We start from the raw sequence: 16,630 nt of genomic DNA, 5'->3' as shown, positions 1-16,630 counted from the left end.
CCACAGAAGGGGAATCACCGTGCAGATCGCCATCCTGCTCTTCGACCGTTTCACGTCCTTGGACGCCGTCGGCCCCTACGAGATGCTCTGCCGCCTGCCCGACGCGGAGGTCGTGTTCGTCGCCGAGCGGCCCGGACCCGTGCGCAACGACCGCGACGAGCTCTCCCTCGTCGCCGGCAAATCCTTCGACGAGGTGCCTCGCCCCGACATCGTCCTCGTCCCCGGCGGCCCCGGCCAGAACGACCAGATGGAGAACGAGGCGCTCCTCGGGTGGCTCCGTTCCGTGGACGCGGCCAGCACCTGGACCACCTCGGTGTGCACCGGCTCGCTGCTGCTGGGCGCGGCCGGCCTGCTGGAGGGACGCGAGGCGACGTCGCACTGGCTCGCCCTGGAAGACCTGGAGCGGCTGGGTGCGAAGGCGACCGGCCGGCGTGTCGTGACCGACGGCAAGTACGTCACGGCGGCCGGCGTCTCGTCCGGCATCGACATGGGGCTCACCCTGGTCGGCAGGCTGGCCGGCGACGAGTACGCCCAGGCCGTGCAGGTGATGACGGAGTACGACCCGCAGCCGCCCTACGACGCGGGCTCGCCCGCCAAGGCCCCGGCGCACCTGGTCGAGAAGTTCCGTGCCGAGAGCCGCTTCATGCTCAGCTAGCCCCCGGGGCATGCCCGGTTGCACCCGGCGCCCATGTGAAGCGCGGCGCACGCCGCTCCAGGAAGGCGGCGACCCCCTCCGCGGTGTCGTCGCTGCCGCGCGCCTGCTCCGCCCAGTGCGCCTCACGATCGGTGCGGCCGGCGGTGAACTCCTTGGCCGCGCACTGCGTCAGCTGCGAGCGCGACACCAGGATCCTGGTGAACTCCGCGGCCCGCGGGCCCAGCTTGTCCTCCGGCAGCACCTCGTCGACCAGACCGGTGCGCAGCGCCCGCTCGGTGTCGATCAACTCGCCCGAGTACAGCAGGTACTTGGCCGCCGCCGGCCCCACCAGCGAGGCCAGTCGGCGCGTCGAGCCCGCCGGATAGACGATCCCGAGCTTCGCAGGTGTCACGCCGAACAGGGCGTCGTGCTCCGCGAAGCGCAGATCGCAGGCGGCGGCGAGCTGGCAGCCGCCGCCCACGCAGTAGCCGCGCACGACGGCGAGTGTCGGTTTGGGGAACGCGGCGAGCGCCTCCTCCGCGCGCATGGCCAGCGCCTGCGGGTCCTCGCCGGGTGCACGCAGTGAGGAGATGTCCGCGCCCGCGCAGAAGGTCTCGCCCGCACCGGTCAGCACCAGTGCCCGTACGGCGGGGTCGGCGGCCGGCTCCTCGAGCAGCTCCGGCAGCGCGCGCCACATGTCGGCAGTCATGGCGTTGCGCTTGGCGGGGTTGCTGATCACGACGGTGGCGACACCGTCCGCGACGGTGTGCAGCAACTGCGGCCGGTGGGGCTCGGGGGACTCCATGTGCCGGATGCTATCGGGCAGGCCGGACCCCAAGATCGGGAAGGGCGTGATCGCGACCGGCGCCGGCGGCCGGCGGGTCGTCGGCACCGCCACCGAGCAGGGAGAAGACGCCGATAGGAGGCGCCGATAAGAGTGCTGAAACGATCGGTCCGGAGAAGCGGGCAGAAGGAGCTTCCGACCAGTCACACAACTGACCCTGTCATACGCATCCGGCCAAAAAGCGTCGATAGACGATCACTTCCGTTCAGTGGTACGGCACGGACCAACTGACTACCAACACTTGGTTACTCCAGCGCCAGTGGGACGAGCCGAAGGTGGGTGCCGGACTATGGAGAGCCGCGGGAGCGTGCCTGCGCGGCCGCTGTCGTACGAGGGTGTCTGGCGGTTCACCGCCCCCGCCCTCGACGTGTCCGTCCCGCAGGCCAGGCACGCGGTGCGTGACCTGCTCGCCCGCCAGGGCGTGCCCGTCGCCGCCGACGTCGTGCAGGGTCTGCTGCTGATCGTCTCCGAGCTGGTCACCAACACGGTGCGGCACGCCGCGCTGCTCTCGCCGGAGGTCGCGGTCGAGGTGGCCATCGGCACGCACTGGGTGCGTGTCTCCGTGGAGGACAACCACCCCTACCGGCCCAAGGCGCTGGAGACCGACTCCGCGCAGACCGGCGGGCGCGGGCTGATGCTGGTCCGTGAGATCACCCGGGAGGCCGGGGGGACCTGCGACGTGGAGCACACGGCGAGCGGCGGCAAGATCATCTGGGTCGAGCTGCCGCTGGTCTCCCAGTACGCAGGCGGCGCGACGACCGTGTAGGTGCCGCGCCGCCGCAGAACGCGCTACCAGCCGCCGGCCGGCCCCGTCAGCTCCCTGACCGCGGGGCGGGCGGCGTCGAGCACCGTCATGAACCACGCGGAGAACGGCGCATCTCGGTGCATCTTCGCCAGTTCGTCGGGGGTCACGAAGGCCGTCTCGCCGATCTCCTCGGGGTCCGGTCGCAGCGGGGACTGCACCATCCCGACGAAGAGATGGTTGTACTCCTGCTCGACCAGCCCCGACTCCGGGTCCGGGTGGTTGTAGCGGACCGTGCCGGCCTCGGCGAGCAGCGAGGGCGAGACCCCCAGCTCCTCGTGCGTACGACGAGCGGCCGCCGCGAACGGCGCCTCGCCCGGGTACGGGTGTCCGCAGCAGGTGTTCGACCAGACACCGGGGGAGTGGTACTTGCCGAGCGCCCGGCGCTGCAGCAGCAGCCGCCCCTGCTCGTCGAAGAGGAACACCGAGAAGGCGCGGTGCAGCTGCCCGGGCGCCTGGTGGGCGGAGAGCTTCTCGGCCGTGCCGATGGTGTTGCCCTCCTCGTCGACCAGCTCGAGCAGGATCTCCGGTGATGTTCCGTTCGACGAACTGGTCGCCGCGGTGGCTGGTGTGATCGGCATAACCGTCCTTCGCATCGGTTCTCGGCCCGGCCGCCCTCCCGGAGGAAGGTCCCTGGGCCCCGCTCAGTCTGCCGTACAAAAGCGGCTTGTCGGCACTTCGGCCGGAGCCTGGCATGTCCGCTCCGCCGCGTCGGAACGCGGCGGAGCGGACACGGCCGACAGGTCCGTCAGACGCCGAAGGCCGCCGGATAGCGGACCGTGCCCCGCGGCACGGCCCGGGAGCCGTCCAGCGCCGTCACCATCAGGGCCTCTTCCGGTACCTCGAAAGACGTCCTGATCCCGTACGCCGAGGCGACCTCGAACCCGAACCTCGGGTAGTACTCCGGATGCCCGAGGACGACGACCGGCGCCTCGCCCCGCGCCCGCGCGGCATCGAGCACCGCACGGACGACGGCCTGGCCCGCGCCCCGGCGCTGGTGCCCGGGGGAGACCGCCACCGGGGCCAGAGCCAGCGCGGGAGAGTCACCGATCCGGCACCGCGTCAGCAACGCGTAGGCGGCCACCGACCCGTCCGCCGCCTCCGCGACGTACGACAGCCCCGGCAGCCACGCCTCGCCGTCGAGCCGGAGCCTGTCCACGAGAGCGGACTCCGCCGGAGTGGGGAACGCGGCGGCGTTGACGGCCCGGACGGCCGGGATGTCGGCCGCCGTCTCCGGCCGGGTGTGCCAGCGCGCGTCGGCCGGACGCAGGACGTATCCGGTACAGCAGAACTCCGAGCCGTGCTCCCGGCGCATGGCGATCTCCTCGCGGGTGGCGGCAAGGGCCTCCGCCATGCCGGGGGTTGCCGGGTCCGCGGCATCGGCCCGCTCGCCCAGCGGACCGTAGTACTCGTCCCAGTCGCTCTCGGGCTGCCGGTACAGCCCGAGAACGGTGTAGCCGGCCACGACGGCCGCCGAGCAGTTCCCGGCGGTCGTACGCAGCGTGTAGTGCTGGTCCCAGAAGGCGCGCGCGTCGGCCGGGGGGTTCTCGGCCGTCCACTCGCACTCGGTCAGGACCAGGCTGCCGCCGGGGGCGAGCAGCCGCCGCCACTTCGCGAGGGCGGTGTCGAAACCGATGCCGTAGGCGGAACTCTCCGCCCAGACGACATCGAACGAGCCGTCGGGGAAGGGGAGTTCGCCCATGTCGGCGTTGACCGTACGGATCGCGTCAGCGAGCCCGCGGGCTGCGGCCTTGTGCCGCAGCTCCTCGAGGAACGGCTCGTGCAGATCGACCGCGGTCACGTCGGCGCCGGCCCGCGAGGCCAGCAGCAGGGCGCCGCGGCCCGGGCCGCAGCCCAGGTCGAGCACCCGCGGACGCGCGGGCAGCGGCCCTGCCAGGGCGAGAAGCCGCAGCGAGGTGTCGTCGGAACCAGGACCCTGCCGGGGAAGACCGTGGTGCAGGGCGAAGAAGGCGTTGTGCAAGTCGTTGTCGGACAACGTGGGAACCCTTGTGTACGGGGCTCCGGCCGACGAGGGCGGTCGGATCGGTGGGACCGGACCGGATCAGGGTCGGACGGAAACCCGGAGAATGAGGAAGGACCGGGCGCTGCGCGGGGCAGCCTCCGCTGCGACGGTCATCAACCTCAGCTCCTCTCAAGGGCGTGGGGACGTGAATGTCCCTGCGGAACCCTAGCAGCCACGCCGCTCGACAGCGGTCGCTCAGCGGCAGTTGGCCAGCGGCAGTTGGTCAGCGGCAGTTGGCCAGTGGCAGTTGGTCAGTGGCAGAGCTTCGCCTCGTGCTCCGCGTGACCGAGGGGCTCCAGCTGGAAGGTGCAGTGCTCCACGTCGAAGTGCGCACCGAGGCAGCCCTGGAGGTCGTGCAGCATCTTCTCGTGGCCCACCGAGTCCAGTGCGTCCTGGCTCACCACCACATGCGCGGAGAGCACCGGCATCCCTGAGGTGATCGTCCACGCATGCAGGTCGTGGACGTCCTCCACGCCGGGCAGGGCCAGTATGTGGGCGCGCACCTCACCCATGTCGACGCCCTTCGGAGCAGCCTCCAGCAGCACGTTCAGCGTCTCCCGCAGCAGCCGCACCGTACGCGGAACGATCATCAGGCCGATCACCAGCGACGCGATCGGGTCGGCGTACTGCCAGCCCGTCGCGAGGATGATCCCCGCGGACACCAGCACGGTCACGGATCCGAGCGCGTCCGCCAGCACCTCCAGATACGCGCCCCGGACGTTGAGGCTCTCCTTCTGGCCGCGCATCAGAAGCGTGAGCGAGACCATGTTGGCCGCCAGGCCGGTCAGCGCGAAGACGACGGTCAGACCGCCCCGGGTCTGCGCCGGTTCGATGAAACGCTCCACCGCCTCGAAGAGCAGGAAACCGCCGACCCCCAGCAGAAGAAGACAGTTGGCGAGCGCCGCGAGGATCTCGGCACGGGCGAACCCGAACGTGCGGTTCTGCCCGGACGGCCGGTTGGCGAAATGGATCGCCAGCAGAGCCAGCCCGAGTCCCACCGCGTCCGTCGCCATGTGGGCGGCATCGGCGATGAGGGCGAGCGAGTCCGACAGCACGCCCCCGACGATCTCCAGCACCATCACGCCGAGGGTGATGGAGAGCGCGATGCGCAGCCGTCCCTTGTAGGCCGCGGCCGCAGTACCCGTCGGCGGCGGCCCGCCGTGCGTATGCCCGTGGTCGTGCCCAGCCCCCATGTCGGTGCCCTTCCGTCTGCTGCGCATGCTCGGTCGAGCCCCAAGTCAACTACGGGTGGGGGGTATCCGGCAACACGACGTTGAACACCGTTGTCATATGCTCTGACCTGCGGAAATGGTCGCAGGTCAGAGCGTCGCGACGATCAGCGGGCGGCGGCTTCCGGATGCCTGGCGAGCCAGCCCTCCCAGGCCGAGGCGACCATCTCGTCCACCCCGTGCGACGCCGACCAGCCCAGCTCCTTGGTGATCAGTTCGACCGAGGCGACCGCTTTGGCGGCGTCGCCGGACCGGCGCGGCCCGACCACCGGCTCCAGCCGCCGCCCGGTGATCTCGCCCACCAGATCGGCGAGCTCGCGCACCGAGACACCGACGCCGCGGCCGATGTTCACGGTGAGGTCGCCGGGCTCCTCGGCGCCGGCCAGCCGGCGCGCCACCGTGAGATGGGCGTCCGCGAGATCGGCGACATGAATGTAGTCGCGGATACAGGTCCCGTCAGGTGTCGGGTAGTCCGCACCGAAGATCCGCGGCGCCTCGCCGTGCGTGATCCGGTCGAAGAACATCGGGATGATGTTGAACACCCCGGTGTCAGCCAGCTCGGGGGCGGCCGCACCGGCGACATTGAAGTAACGAAGGCACGCCGTCGACAGGCCGTGCGCCCGCCCGGCCGCCCGGACCAGCCACTCGCCCGTGAGCTTTGTCTCCCCGTACGGGTTGATCGGCTCGCAGACCACCGACTCGGAGATGAGATCCGTCTCGGGCACCCCGTAGACAGCGGCCGACGAGGAGAAGAGGAACCGTCGCACACCGGCCGAGACCACCGCCTCCAGCAGCACCGTCAGACCGTGCACGTTCTCCCGGTAGTACATCAGCGGCTGCTCGACGGACTCGCCGACCTGCTTCTTCGCCGCGAGATGGACGACACCGGTGACGGCGTGGTCGGCGAGTGTGCGTTCCACCACGTCGCGGTCGAGCACCGACCCGCGCACCAGCGGAACGCCGGCGGGCAGCCGCTCGGGGATCCCCGAGGACAGGTCGTCGAGCACGACGACCCGTTCACCGGCCGCCGCCATGGCGTGCGCCACATGCGCCCCGATGTATCCCGCCCCACCTGTGATCAGCCAAGTCATGACGGCCACCCTATGGGGTGCTCCTCGGCGCTCCGTCCGGTTCCGGGCGGTCCGGCCACAGCTCCCCCGGGTCCCTCGCTCGACGGTTTGGAGGGCGGGCGCTGATCGACGATGATGATCTCGGCGGGCCGCCAGGGCGTAAACGGCCGGTGAACTCCCGCTTCCGTTCATCCGATAGCCTCTGCCGACGTGCCGCCGCCCGTGCACCGGGCCGAGCCGCCGTGCACCAGCACCGTCAGCTCCAAGGAGTGAGTTCGTCTGTCGACCGCCATCCTCACCGGTCCGCCGGTACCCGGATCGTCGCTCGAGGGCGATCTGCGGTCGCTGGGCTTCGACGTGCGGGTCGCGAACGGCCCCGAGCACACCGCCGCACTGATCGCGGCAGTCCCCGGTGCCGAACGGGTCGCCCTGATCGATCCCCGGTTCGTGGGTCACGTCCACACTCTGCGACTGGCACTCACCGATCCGCGTTTCCCCACCACCGCCGTCACCGGGGCGCTCAGCGCTCAGCAGGCCGGCCGAGCGGCGCTGACCGGCGCCGTGCACGCCGTCTCCGCCACGGTGCCCGCCGGAGCGGGCGCCGTCGCCGGTGACGGAGTCGTCGACAGTGTCGCCGCGGAGCTCGAGTCCGAGGGCGTGCCCGTGCACCGCCCCGAGCTCGGCTCGCTGGTCGCCGCCGTGCCCTCGGAGGCCGAGGAGCGCCACCGGGCGCGCGCCGCCGTCGAGGCGGTCGACGACGAGGCCGTACGGCTGCGCTCCGCCGTCAAGGCCCACGACGGGTTCTTCACGACGTTCTGCATCAGCCCGTACTCCCGCTATCTCGCCCGCTGGTGCGCCCGGCGCGGACTGACCCCGAACCAGGTCACCACCGCGTCCCTGCTCACCGCGCTGATGGCGGCCGGCTGCGCGGCCACCGGCACCCGCGTCGGATTCGTCGCCGCGGGCCTGCTGCTGCTCTTCTCCTTCGTCCTGGACTGCACGGACGGGCAGCTCGCCCGCTACTCGCTGCAGTACTCGACGATGGGCGCCTGGCTGGACGCCACCTTCGACCGCGCCAAGGAGTACGCCTACTACGCGGGCCTCGCCCTCGGGGCGGCACGCGGCGGCGACGACGTGTGGGCGCTCGCGCTCGGCGCGATGGTGCTGCAGACCTGCCGTCACGTCGTCGACTTCTCGTTCACCGAGGCGAACCACGACGCGACCGCCAACACGAGCCCTACGGCCGCTCTGTCCAGCAAGCTCGACAGCGTCGGCTGGACGGTCTGGCTGCGCCGGATGATAGTGCTGCCGATCGGCGAGCGCTGGGCGATGATCGCCGTGCTCACCGCCGTGACCACACCGCGCATCGTCTTCTACGCGCTGCTGATCGGCTGTTCGCTCGCCGCCTGCTACACCACCGCCGGCCGTGTGCTGCGTTCGCTGACCCGCAAGGCGCACCGCACCGACCGAGCCGCCCGGGCGCTGGCCGACCTCGCCGACTCCGGACCGCTCGCGGAGACCGCCTCGCGCCTCGCCGCCAAGGGCGTACGCACTCTGCCCGGTCCGATACCGCTCGTCGTGGCGGTCATCGGCGGTGCCGCACTGGTGGCGACCGCGGCCCTCACCGACTTCGGCAGCATCTGGACCGTCGTCGCGGCCGTGGTGTACGCGCTCACCTCGGGCGTTGCCGTCGCCCGCCCCCTCAAGGGTGCCCTCGACTGGCTCGTTCCCCCCGTTTTCCGGGCAGCCGAGTACTGCACGATCCTGGTCCTCGCCGCTCACGCGGAGGTGAACGGTGCGCTACCGGCAGCTTTCTGCCTGGTGTCCGCCGTCGCCTACCATCACTACGACACGGTCTACCGCATCCGCGGTGGCACGGGCGCGCCCCCGCACTGGCTGGTGCGCACGATCGGCGGGCACGAGGGGCGGGTCCTGGCAGTCGCGCTGCTCGCCTTCCTGCTCACCGGCACGGACTTCACCCTCGCGTCGGCGTCCCTTGCCGCGGCCGTGGCGCTCGTGGTGCTCGTCGAGAGCATCCGCTTCTGGGTGTCCTCGCAGGCACCCGCCGTACATGACGAAGGAGAACCAGCATGATCGGCCTCGTATTGGCAGCCGGTGCCGGACGGCGTCTGCGCCCCTACACCGACACGCTTCCCAAGGCCCTCGTGCCCGTCGACGGCGGCATCACGGTTCTCGACCTGACGCTGGGCAACTTCGCTGAGATCGGGCTCACCGAGGCCGCGATCGTCGTCGGCTACCGCAAGGAGGCCGTGTACGAGCGCAAGGCGGCGCTCGAGGCGAAGTACGGTCTGAAGCTCACCCTCGTCGACAACGACAAGGCCGAGGAGTGGAACAACGCCTACTCCCTGTGGTGCGCCCGTGACGTCATCGCCGAGGGCGTCATCCTCGCCAACGGCGACACCGTGCACCCGGTCTCCGTCGAGAAGACCCTGCTCGCCGCCCGCGGCAACGGCCAGAAGATCATCCTCGCCCTCGACACGGTGAAGAACCTCGCCGACGAGGAGATGAAGGTGATCACCGAGGGCAACAAGGGTGTCCAGCGCATCACCAAGCTGATGGACCCCGCCTCCGCCACCGGCGAGTACATCGGCGTCACCCTCATCGAGCCCGACGCGGCCGCCGACCTCGCCGACGCCCTCAAGGCCACCTTCGAGCGCGACCCCGACCTCTACTACGAGGACGGCTACCAGGAGCTCGTCAACCGCGGCTTCCGGGTCGACGTCGCCCCCATCGGCGACGTCAGCTGGGTCGAGATCGACAACCACGACGACCTCGCGAAGGGCCGTGAGATCGCGTGCCAGTACTGACCCGGCTGATCCCGTCCCCGGTTGTCGTCGACATCCGGGCGGGAGCCCTGGACGACCTGGCCGGCATCCTCGCCGACCAGCGGATCTCCGCGTCCGGCAAGCTCGCCTTCGCGATCAGCGGCGGCTCCGGCCAGAAGCTTCGCGAGAAGCTCGCGCCCGCGCTGCCCGGTGCCGACTGGTACGAGGTGTGCGACGGCACCATCGACTCCGCCGTCAAACTCGCCGACGACATAAAGGGCAACCGGTACGACGCGGTCGTCGGCCTCGGCGGCGGCAAGATCATCGACGTGGCGAAGTACGCCGCCGCCCGGGTGGGCCTGCCGCTCGCCGCCGTCGCGACCAACCTCGCGCACGACGGCCTGTGCTCGCCGATCTCCATCCTGGACAACGACAACGGCCGCGGTTCCTACGGCGTCCCCTCGCCCATCGCCATGGTCATCGACCTCGACGTGGTGCGCGACGCCCCCGTGCGTTTCGTCCGCTCCGGCATCGGCGACGCGATCTCCAACATCTCGGCCATCGCCGACTGGGAGCTCTCGCACCAGATCAACGGGGAGAACGTCGACGGGCTGGCCGCCGCCATGGCCCGCACCGCCGGCGAGTCCGTGCTGCGCCACCCCGGTGGCGTCGGCGACGACGAGTTCCTCACCGTCCTCGCGCAGGCGCTGGTGCTCTCCGGGATCGCCATGTCCATCAGCGGCGACTCCCGGCCGTCCTCGGGCGCCTGCCACGAGATCAGCCACGCCTTCGACCTGCTGTACCCCAAGCGGGCCGCCAGCCACGGCGAGCAGGTCGGCCTCGGGGCGGCGTTCGCGATGCACCTGCGCGGAGCGACCGAGGACTCGGGCCTGTTCGCCGAGGTGCTGCGCCGGCACGGTCTGCCCGTGCTGCCCGAGGAGATCGGCTTCTCACCGGACGAGTTCGTGCGCGCTGTCGAGTACGCGCCGCAGACCCGCCCGGGCCGTTTCACCGTCCTCGAGCACCTCGCCCTCACCAACGACCAGATCAGGGACGCGTACGCCGACTATGCCAAGACCATCAGTAGCTGAACTCCGCCCGGTCGTTCACCCCGCGGGTGTGAAGGACCGGCGCAGCGGTGAGCACTGGGGCGGCCGCCTGTACATGCGCGAGATCTCACTGCGTATCACCCGCCTCCTGGTCACCACCAAGGTCACGCCGAACCAGCTGACCTACGTGATGACTCTCGCCGGTGTTCTGGCCGCTCCCGCCCTGCTGGTGCCGGGTATATGGGGGGCCGTCCTCGGTGTGGCGGCCGTCCAGCTCTATCTGCTGCTCGACTGCGTCGACGGCGAGGTGGCCCGCTGGAAGCAGCAGTTCTCGCTCTCCGGTGTGTACCTGGACCGGGTCGGCGCCTATCTGTGCGACGCGGCTGTCCTCGTCGGCTTCGGCCTGCGCGCCGCCGACCTGTGGGGCAGCGGCCGGATCGACTGGCTGTGGGCCTTCCTCGGCACCCTGGCCGCGCTCGGCGCGATCCTGATCAAGGCCGAGACCGACCTGGTCGGCGTCGCCCGTCACCAGGGCGGACTGCCGCCGGTCAAGGAGGCGGCGGCCGAGCCGCGCTCGTCCGGCATGGCGCTCGCCCGCCGGGCCGCCGCCGCGCTGAAGTTCCACCGGCTGGTCCTCGGCATCGAGGCGTCCCTGCTCATCCTGGTGCTGGCCGTCCTGGACGAGGCACGCGGCGACCTGTTCTTCACCCGCCTCGGTGTCGCCGTGCTGGCCGGTATCGCGCTGCTCCAGACACTGCTGCACCTGGTGTCCGTCCTCGCGTCGAGCAGGCTGAAATGACCGCTCCCCTGAAGCTGGGCGCCGTCGTCATCACGATGGGCACCAGGCCCGACGAGCTGCGGGCCCTCCTCGACTCGGTCGCCAAGCAGGACGGCGACCGGATCGAGGTGGTCGTCGTCGGCAACGGCGCGCCCGTCATCGACGCGCCCGAGGGCGTGCGCACCGTGGATCTGCCCGAGAACCTGGGCATCCCGGGCGGCCGCAACGTCGGCATCGAGGCCTTCGGGCCCGGCGGCCGCGACGTCGACGTGCTGCTCTTCCTCGACGACGACGGACTGCTGCCCAATGCCGACACCGCGCAGCTGATCCGCGAGGCCTTCGACGCCGACCCCGGGCTGGGCATCGTCAGCTTCCGTATCGCCGACCCGGAGACCGGGTTGACCCAGCGCCGCCACGTGCCGCGGCTGCGTGCCTCCGACCCGATGCGCTCCTCGCGGGTCACGACCTTCCTCGGCGGCGCCAACGCCGTCCGCACGGACGTCCTCGGACAGGTCGGCGGCCTGCCCGACGAGTTCTTCTACGCCCACGAGGAGACCGACCTCGCCTGGCGTGCCCTGGATGCCGGCTGGTCGATCGACTACCGCGCCGACATGGTGCTGCTCCACCCGACGATGCCCCCGTCCCGGCACGCGGTCTACCACCGGATGGTGGCCCGTAACCGGGTGTGGGTCGCCCGTCGCAATCTGCCCGCGCCGCTGGTGCCGGTCTACGTCGGGGTGTGGGTGCTGCTCACTCTTGTGCGACGCCCTTCGCTGCCGGCGCTCAAGGCCTGGTTCGGCGGCTTCATGGAAGGATGGCGGACGCCCTGCGGCCCGCGCCGTCCGATGAAGTGGCGTACTGTGTGGCGACTCACCAGGCTGGGCCGACCTCCTGTCATCTGACAAGCTCGGTTCTGAGAGCATCTGGGCGACAGGCCGCGGACGGCCGCGCCCCGAATTGCCGCGCATCTTGAACACGAAAGTTTCAACTTGTGAGTGACACAACCCATGACGGTGCCATCGCGATGAGCCCCGCACCATCGCCCGACCACGGCCTGTCTCCGGCGCAGCTCGCCGCCAAGTACGGCTTGTCGGTGAGCGGCGCCCGACCGGGCCTGGTCTCGTACGTCAGGCAGCTGTGGGGACGGCGCCACTTCATCCTGGCCTTCTCGCAGGCCAAGCTGACGGCCCAGTACAGCCAGGCGAAGCTCGGCCAGCTCTGGCAGGTGGCGACGCCGCTGCTCAACGCGGTCGTCTACCTGCTGATCTTCGGGGTGATCCTGCAGGCCAGCAGGGGCATGCCGATGAACATCTACATCCCGTTCCTGGTGACGGGTGTGTTCGCGTTCACCTTCACACAGAGCTCCGTGATGGCGGGCGTGCGGGCGATCTCGGGCAACCTGGGGCTGGTGCGCGCACTGCACTTCCCCCGGGCCTCGCTGCCGATCTCGTTCGCTCTGCAGCAGCTCCAGCAACTGCTGTTCTCCATGGTCGTGCTGCTGGCGATCGTGGTGGGCTTCGGCAGCTACCCCTCGCTGTCCTGGCTGCTGGTGCTGCCGGCCCTCGTCCTGCAGTTCGTGTTCAACACCGGCCTGGCCATGATCATGGCCAGGCTGGGTGCGAAGACCCCCGACCTCGCGCAGCTGATGCCGTTCATCATGCGCACCTGGCTCTACGCGTCGGGCGTGATGTTCTCCATCCCGGTGATGCTCGCCGACAAGCCGGCCTGGATCGCGGACGTGCTCATGTACAACCCGGCGGCCATCTACATGGACCTCATCCGGTTCGCGCTGATCGACGGCTACGGCTCCGAGAACCTGCCCTCGCACGTGTGGGCCGCAGGCCTGGGCTGGGCGGCCCTGATCGGCTTCGCGGGCTTCGTGTACTTCTGGAAGGCTGAGGAGCGGTACGGCCGTGGCTGATGAAAACAACGAGCACCGCGTGGACATCGCCAAGGCGCGCATCCCCACGGTAATCGCCGACGACGTGCACATCGTCTACCGGGTCAACGCGGGCGGCGGCGGCAAGGGCAGCGCGACGGCCGCGCTCAGCCGGATCCTCCGCCGCGACAAGGGCGAGTCCCGCGGTGTGCGCAAGGTCCACGCCGTGCGCGGCGTCTCCTTCACCGCCTACCGCGGCGAGGCCATCGGCCTCATCGGCACCAACGGCTCGGGCAAGTCGACCCTGCTGCGCGCCATCGCCGGTCTGCTGCCGACTGAGAGCGGCAAGGTCTACACCGACGGTCAGCCCTCGCTGCTCGGTGTCAACGCCGCGCTGATGAACGACCTCACCGGCGAGCGCAACGTCATACTCGGCGGCCTGGCCATGGGCATGACGCGCGAGGAGATCCGCGAGCGCTACCAGGGGATCGTCGACTTCTCCGGAATCAACGAGAAGGGCGACTTCATCACCCTGCCGATGCGCACCTATTCCTCCGGCATGGCGGCCAGGCTCCGCTTCTCGATCGCCGCGGCCAAGGATCACGACGTACTGATGATCGACGAGGCGCTCGCCACCGGTGACCGCCGCTTCCAGATCCGCTCCGAGGAGCGGATCAGGGAGCTCCGCAAGGAGGCAGGCACGGTGTTCCTGGTCAGCCACAGCAACAAGTCGATCAGGGACACCTGTGACCGTGTGCTGTGGCTGGAGAAGGGGGAGCTGCTGATGGACGGCCCCACCGACGAGGTGATCAAGGCGTACGAGAAGGAGACCGGCAAGTAGCCCCGGTTCCGTTCGCAGGGCGTCTCGCAGGCCCCCGTCGATTCGACCGGCGGGGGCCGCGTCGTGCCGACGCCCGGTACGGCGCGCCGCACCGTGAAGCAGCGTCAACTTGCCTACGCTGCCGGAAGGTTGGACCGGAAAGCGGCGTTGTTGCGATGGGTGCGGCACCCGACGGCGCCTTGGGGCGATGTACAACGTAAGCTGTACCGGTACCGAAACGCGGCAAGTGGGGTTAAAAGCCGTCGGCCGACCGGCCGAGCCCGGCACCGCCGGGCGGCGGATGTACGGCGCAGTATGCGGCGGCGTGTCCGAAATCAGATGTATTGGGTCGGCAGTGTAGAACGGGAGACGTGACGGCCATGACGGGAAATCTCCAGCTCCGCCACTCTCCCGCCGTCCCCGCGTCGGACAGCGAGCGGCTCCCCGCGTCGGGCAGCGCGCAGTGACGGGCACCCCGCAGACGCGCGCGCGGGTCCCCGCCCGCGCCACCCTCGACAAGGCCGCCGACGAGAACTTCCCCGTCGCCCCCTTCTTCCTGCCCCGCGCCTGGCGCAACGACCTCATGGCCGTCTATGGATACGCCCGCCTCGTCGACGACATCGGCGACGGCGATCTCGCACCCGGCGGCGCGGACACCGGCCACCTCGGCGTCGGCCCCGACCAGGCCGACGACCGGCTCGCCGTGCTCGACGCGTTCGAGACCGACCTCGGCCGCGTCTTCGACGAGGCGGGCGACGCCCCCCGCCATCCGCTGCTGCGCGCCCTGCGGCCCACGGTCCGCCGCGGTTCGCTCACTCCCGGGCCGTTCCTCGGCCTGATCGCCGCCAACCGGCAGGACCAGCTCGTCCGCCGCTACGAGACGTACGACGATCTCCTCGCCTACTGCGAGCTGTCCGCGAACCCCGTCGGCAGGCTGGTTCTCGGCATCACCGGCACCGCCAGTCCCGAACGCGTGCGCCGCTCGGACGCCGTGTGCACGGCCCTCCAGATCGTGGAGCACCTCCAGGACGTCGTCGAGGACCTGGCGCGCGACCGCGTCTATCTGCCCGCACAGGACATGAAACGTTTCCACGTGGCCGAATCCGACCTCGCCGCGCCGACCGCCAACGCGTCGGTGCGTGCGCTGATCGCCTTCGAGGCATGGCGCGCCCGTGCGCTGCTGGACGAGGGCACACCCCTCGTCGGCAGCGTCGACGGCCGGCTGCGGCTGCTGCTCGCGGGTTTCGTCGCCGGTGGGCGTGCCGCCCTCGCCGCGATCGCCTCGGCCGGACATGATGTGCTGCCCGGGCCGCCCAGAGCCACCAAGGCGAACCTGCTGCGTCACGTGGGAGCAGTCTTGCGAGAAGCGCGTAGAGAGGGATGAGCCGGACGATGGAGGGACCGATCCAGGTGCCCGCGCCGGTGCAGGCCGCGTACAGCTATTGCGAGGCCGTCACCGGACAGCAGGCCCGCAACTTCGCCTACGGCATCAGGCTGCTGCCGCCGGAGAAGCGCCAGGCCATGTCGGCGCTGTACGCGTTCTCCCGGCGCGTCGACGACATCGGCGACGGCACGCTGAAGCCCGAGGCCAAGCGCGACCGGCTCGAGGGCATGCGCGAGCTGCTGGAGCGCATCAGGAAGGGCGCCGTCGACGAGGACGACACCGACCCCGTCGCCGTCGCCCTTTCGGACGCCGCACGCCGCTTCCCCCTCCCGCTCGGCGGCCTCGACGAGCTCATCGACGGCGTGCTGATGGACGTCCGGGGCGAGAGCTACGAGACGTGGGACGACCTCAAGGTGTACTGCCGGTGCGTGGCGGGTGCGATCGGGCGTCTCTCGCTCGGCGTGTTCGGCACCCAGCCAGGCGCGCGCGGCGCCGACCGCGCCTTCGAGTACGCCGACACGCTGGGCCTTGCCCTGCAACTGACCAACATCCTCAGGGACGTTCGGGAGGACGCGGCCAACGGCCGTACCTACCTGCCCGCGGACGACCTTGCCAAGTTCGGCTGCTCCGACGGCTTCCACAGCATCGAACCGCCGCCCGGCTCCGACTTCGCGGGCCTCGTCCACTTCGAAGCACGCCGCGCCCGTGCCCTGTTCGCCGAGGGCTACCGCCTGCTGCCCATGCTCGACCGGCGCAGCGGCGCGTGCGTCGCCGCGATGGCAGGCATCTACCGCCGCCTGCTCGACCGCATCGAGCGCGACCCCGAGGCCGTGCTGCGCCGGCGCGTCTCCCTGCCGGGGCGGGAGAAGGCATACGTCGCCGTCCGTGGCCTGTCCGGCCTGGACGCCCGCCACATCGTCCGCCAGACCCACGGGGGTCGCCGATGACGCCCACGACCCACCTGCCGGCCGGCTGCCGGGCCTTCCCGCACGCGCCCGCCGCCCACCCTCGAAGGGCCACCCGGCGGGCTTCCGCCCCGGCCCTGACAGTGATGGCCGGGGCGCGGCCCGGGCCCGGAGCCGGCCTGCGCCGGTGGGCGGCGCACGCGCCCGCCGCCCACCCTCCAAGGGCCACCCGGCCGACCTTCGCCGCGTCCCCGACTGTCGTGTCCGGGGCGCGTTTCGGGGCCGGGTTTGCGGTGTCGCGTCGCCATGGCCGCTGCCGGCAGGGCCCGATGGCGGCTGCCCCGCCGTGGCCCGGGCCCGGGTCTGCGGTGTCGTGTCGGTGTGACCGCCGCCGCGAGGGCATGGCGGCGGCCGCCGCGTCGCGGCC

General features: G+C 70.9%; 16 protein-coding genes. 11 read left to right on the top strand and 5 right to left on the bottom strand.

Features of this window, described 5'->3' with window-relative positions; genetic code table 11:
• Positions 1–19: 19 nt before the first annotated feature.
• A complete protein-coding gene (locus tag ACZ4SA_RS09380) occupies positions 20–655 on the top strand; it encodes a DJ-1/PfpI family protein (RefSeq protein ID WP_468271553.1) in 636 nt (211 codons plus the stop codon).
• On the opposite strand, the gene ACZ4SA_RS09375 is transcribed toward ACZ4SA_RS09380, so the two are convergent.
• Positions 648–1,439: an enoyl-CoA hydratase/isomerase family protein gene (locus tag ACZ4SA_RS09375; protein WP_468271551.1), complete on the bottom strand. Its 792-nt coding sequence runs from the start codon at positions 1,437–1,439 to the stop codon at positions 648–650. The genes ACZ4SA_RS09380 and ACZ4SA_RS09375 overlap by 8 nt on opposite strands.
• A gap of 328 nt (positions 1,440–1,767) precedes the next feature.
• Between ACZ4SA_RS09375 and ACZ4SA_RS09370 the strand changes: the two genes are divergently transcribed.
• Complete coding sequence (locus tag ACZ4SA_RS09370) at positions 1,768–2,244, top strand: ATP-binding protein (protein WP_468271548.1); 477 nt, start codon at positions 1,768–1,770, stop codon at positions 2,242–2,244.
• Between the two features lie 23 nt (positions 2,245–2,267).
• Here the strand turns inward: ACZ4SA_RS09370 and idi are convergent, their stop codons facing one another.
• The 4 genes from idi to galE all read right to left on the bottom strand — a co-directional run bounded on the left by idi (position 2,268) and on the right by galE (position 6,623).
• Positions 2,268–2,861, bottom strand: coding sequence for an isopentenyl-diphosphate Delta-isomerase (gene idi, locus ACZ4SA_RS09365; protein ID WP_468271545.1), 594 nt, complete (start codon positions 2,859–2,861; stop codon positions 2,268–2,270).
• Positions 2,862–3,028: 167 nt separating this feature from the next.
• On the bottom strand, positions 3,029–4,276 hold the full coding sequence (locus ACZ4SA_RS09360; protein WP_468271542.1) for a bifunctional class I SAM-dependent methyltransferase/N-acetyltransferase: 1,248 nt from the start codon (positions 4,274–4,276) through the stop codon (positions 3,029–3,031).
• A 278-nt stretch (positions 4,277–4,554) separates the two neighbouring features.
• Complete coding sequence (locus ACZ4SA_RS09355) at positions 4,555–5,496, bottom strand: cation diffusion facilitator family transporter (RefSeq protein ID WP_468271539.1); 942 nt, start codon at positions 5,494–5,496, stop codon at positions 4,555–4,557.
• 143 nt (positions 5,497–5,639) lie between these two features.
• Positions 5,640–6,623: a UDP-glucose 4-epimerase GalE gene (gene galE, locus ACZ4SA_RS09350; protein WP_468271536.1), complete on the bottom strand. Its 984-nt coding sequence runs from the start codon at positions 6,621–6,623 to the stop codon at positions 5,640–5,642.
• Between the two features lie 258 nt (positions 6,624–6,881).
• Between galE and ACZ4SA_RS09345 the strand changes: the two genes are divergently transcribed.
• From ACZ4SA_RS09345 to hpnD, 9 genes are all read left to right on the top strand, one after another.
• A complete protein-coding gene (locus tag ACZ4SA_RS09345) occupies positions 6,882–8,696 on the top strand; it encodes a DUF5941 domain-containing protein (RefSeq protein WP_468271853.1) in 1,815 nt (604 codons plus the stop codon).
• Positions 8,693–9,430 (top strand): phosphocholine cytidylyltransferase family protein, encoded by a 738-nt coding sequence (locus ACZ4SA_RS09340; RefSeq protein WP_468271533.1) that lies wholly within the window; start codon positions 8,693–8,695, stop codon positions 9,428–9,430. Before ACZ4SA_RS09345 ends, ACZ4SA_RS09340 begins: the two co-directional genes overlap by 4 nt.
• On the top strand, positions 9,418–10,479 hold the full coding sequence (locus tag ACZ4SA_RS09335; protein WP_468271531.1) for an iron-containing alcohol dehydrogenase family protein: 1,062 nt from the start codon (positions 9,418–9,420) through the stop codon (positions 10,477–10,479). Before ACZ4SA_RS09340 ends, ACZ4SA_RS09335 begins: the two co-directional genes overlap by 13 nt.
• Positions 10,457–11,236, top strand: a complete 780-nt coding sequence (locus tag ACZ4SA_RS09330; RefSeq protein WP_468271528.1) for a CDP-alcohol phosphatidyltransferase family protein — start codon at positions 10,457–10,459, stop codon at positions 11,234–11,236. Before ACZ4SA_RS09335 ends, ACZ4SA_RS09330 begins: the two co-directional genes overlap by 23 nt.
• Positions 11,233–12,117 carry a glycosyltransferase family 2 protein gene (locus ACZ4SA_RS09325; RefSeq protein WP_468271524.1) on the top strand — a complete coding sequence of 295 codons (885 nt, stop codon included), beginning with the start codon at positions 11,233–11,235 and terminating at the stop codon, positions 12,115–12,117. The genes ACZ4SA_RS09330 and ACZ4SA_RS09325 overlap by 4 nt, the downstream gene beginning before the upstream one ends.
• Before the next feature lie 89 nt (positions 12,118–12,206).
• Positions 12,207–13,136: an ABC transporter permease gene (locus tag ACZ4SA_RS09320; protein ID WP_468271522.1), complete on the top strand. Its 930-nt coding sequence runs from the start codon at positions 12,207–12,209 to the stop codon at positions 13,134–13,136.
• A complete protein-coding gene (locus tag ACZ4SA_RS09315; protein WP_468271519.1) occupies positions 13,129–13,935 on the top strand; it encodes an ABC transporter ATP-binding protein in 807 nt (268 codons plus the stop codon). Before ACZ4SA_RS09320 ends, ACZ4SA_RS09315 begins: the two co-directional genes overlap by 8 nt.
• A gap of 442 nt (positions 13,936–14,377) precedes the next feature.
• Positions 14,378–15,298 carry a squalene synthase HpnC gene (hpnC, locus tag ACZ4SA_RS09310; RefSeq protein WP_468271517.1) on the top strand — a complete coding sequence of 307 codons (921 nt, stop codon included), beginning with the start codon at positions 14,378–14,380 and terminating at the stop codon, positions 15,296–15,298.
• The gene (hpnD, locus tag ACZ4SA_RS09305) at positions 15,295–16,245 is read left to right on the top strand and encodes a presqualene diphosphate synthase HpnD (protein ID WP_468271514.1); all 951 of its coding nucleotides are present in this window, start codon (positions 15,295–15,297) and stop codon (positions 16,243–16,245) included. Before hpnC ends, hpnD begins: the two co-directional genes overlap by 4 nt.
• Positions 16,246–16,630: the final 385 nt, after the last annotated feature.

The organism is Streptomyces sp. NPDC027962 (assembly GCF_055566095.1).
This window is presented reverse-complemented; position numbering and strand designations above follow the sequence as displayed.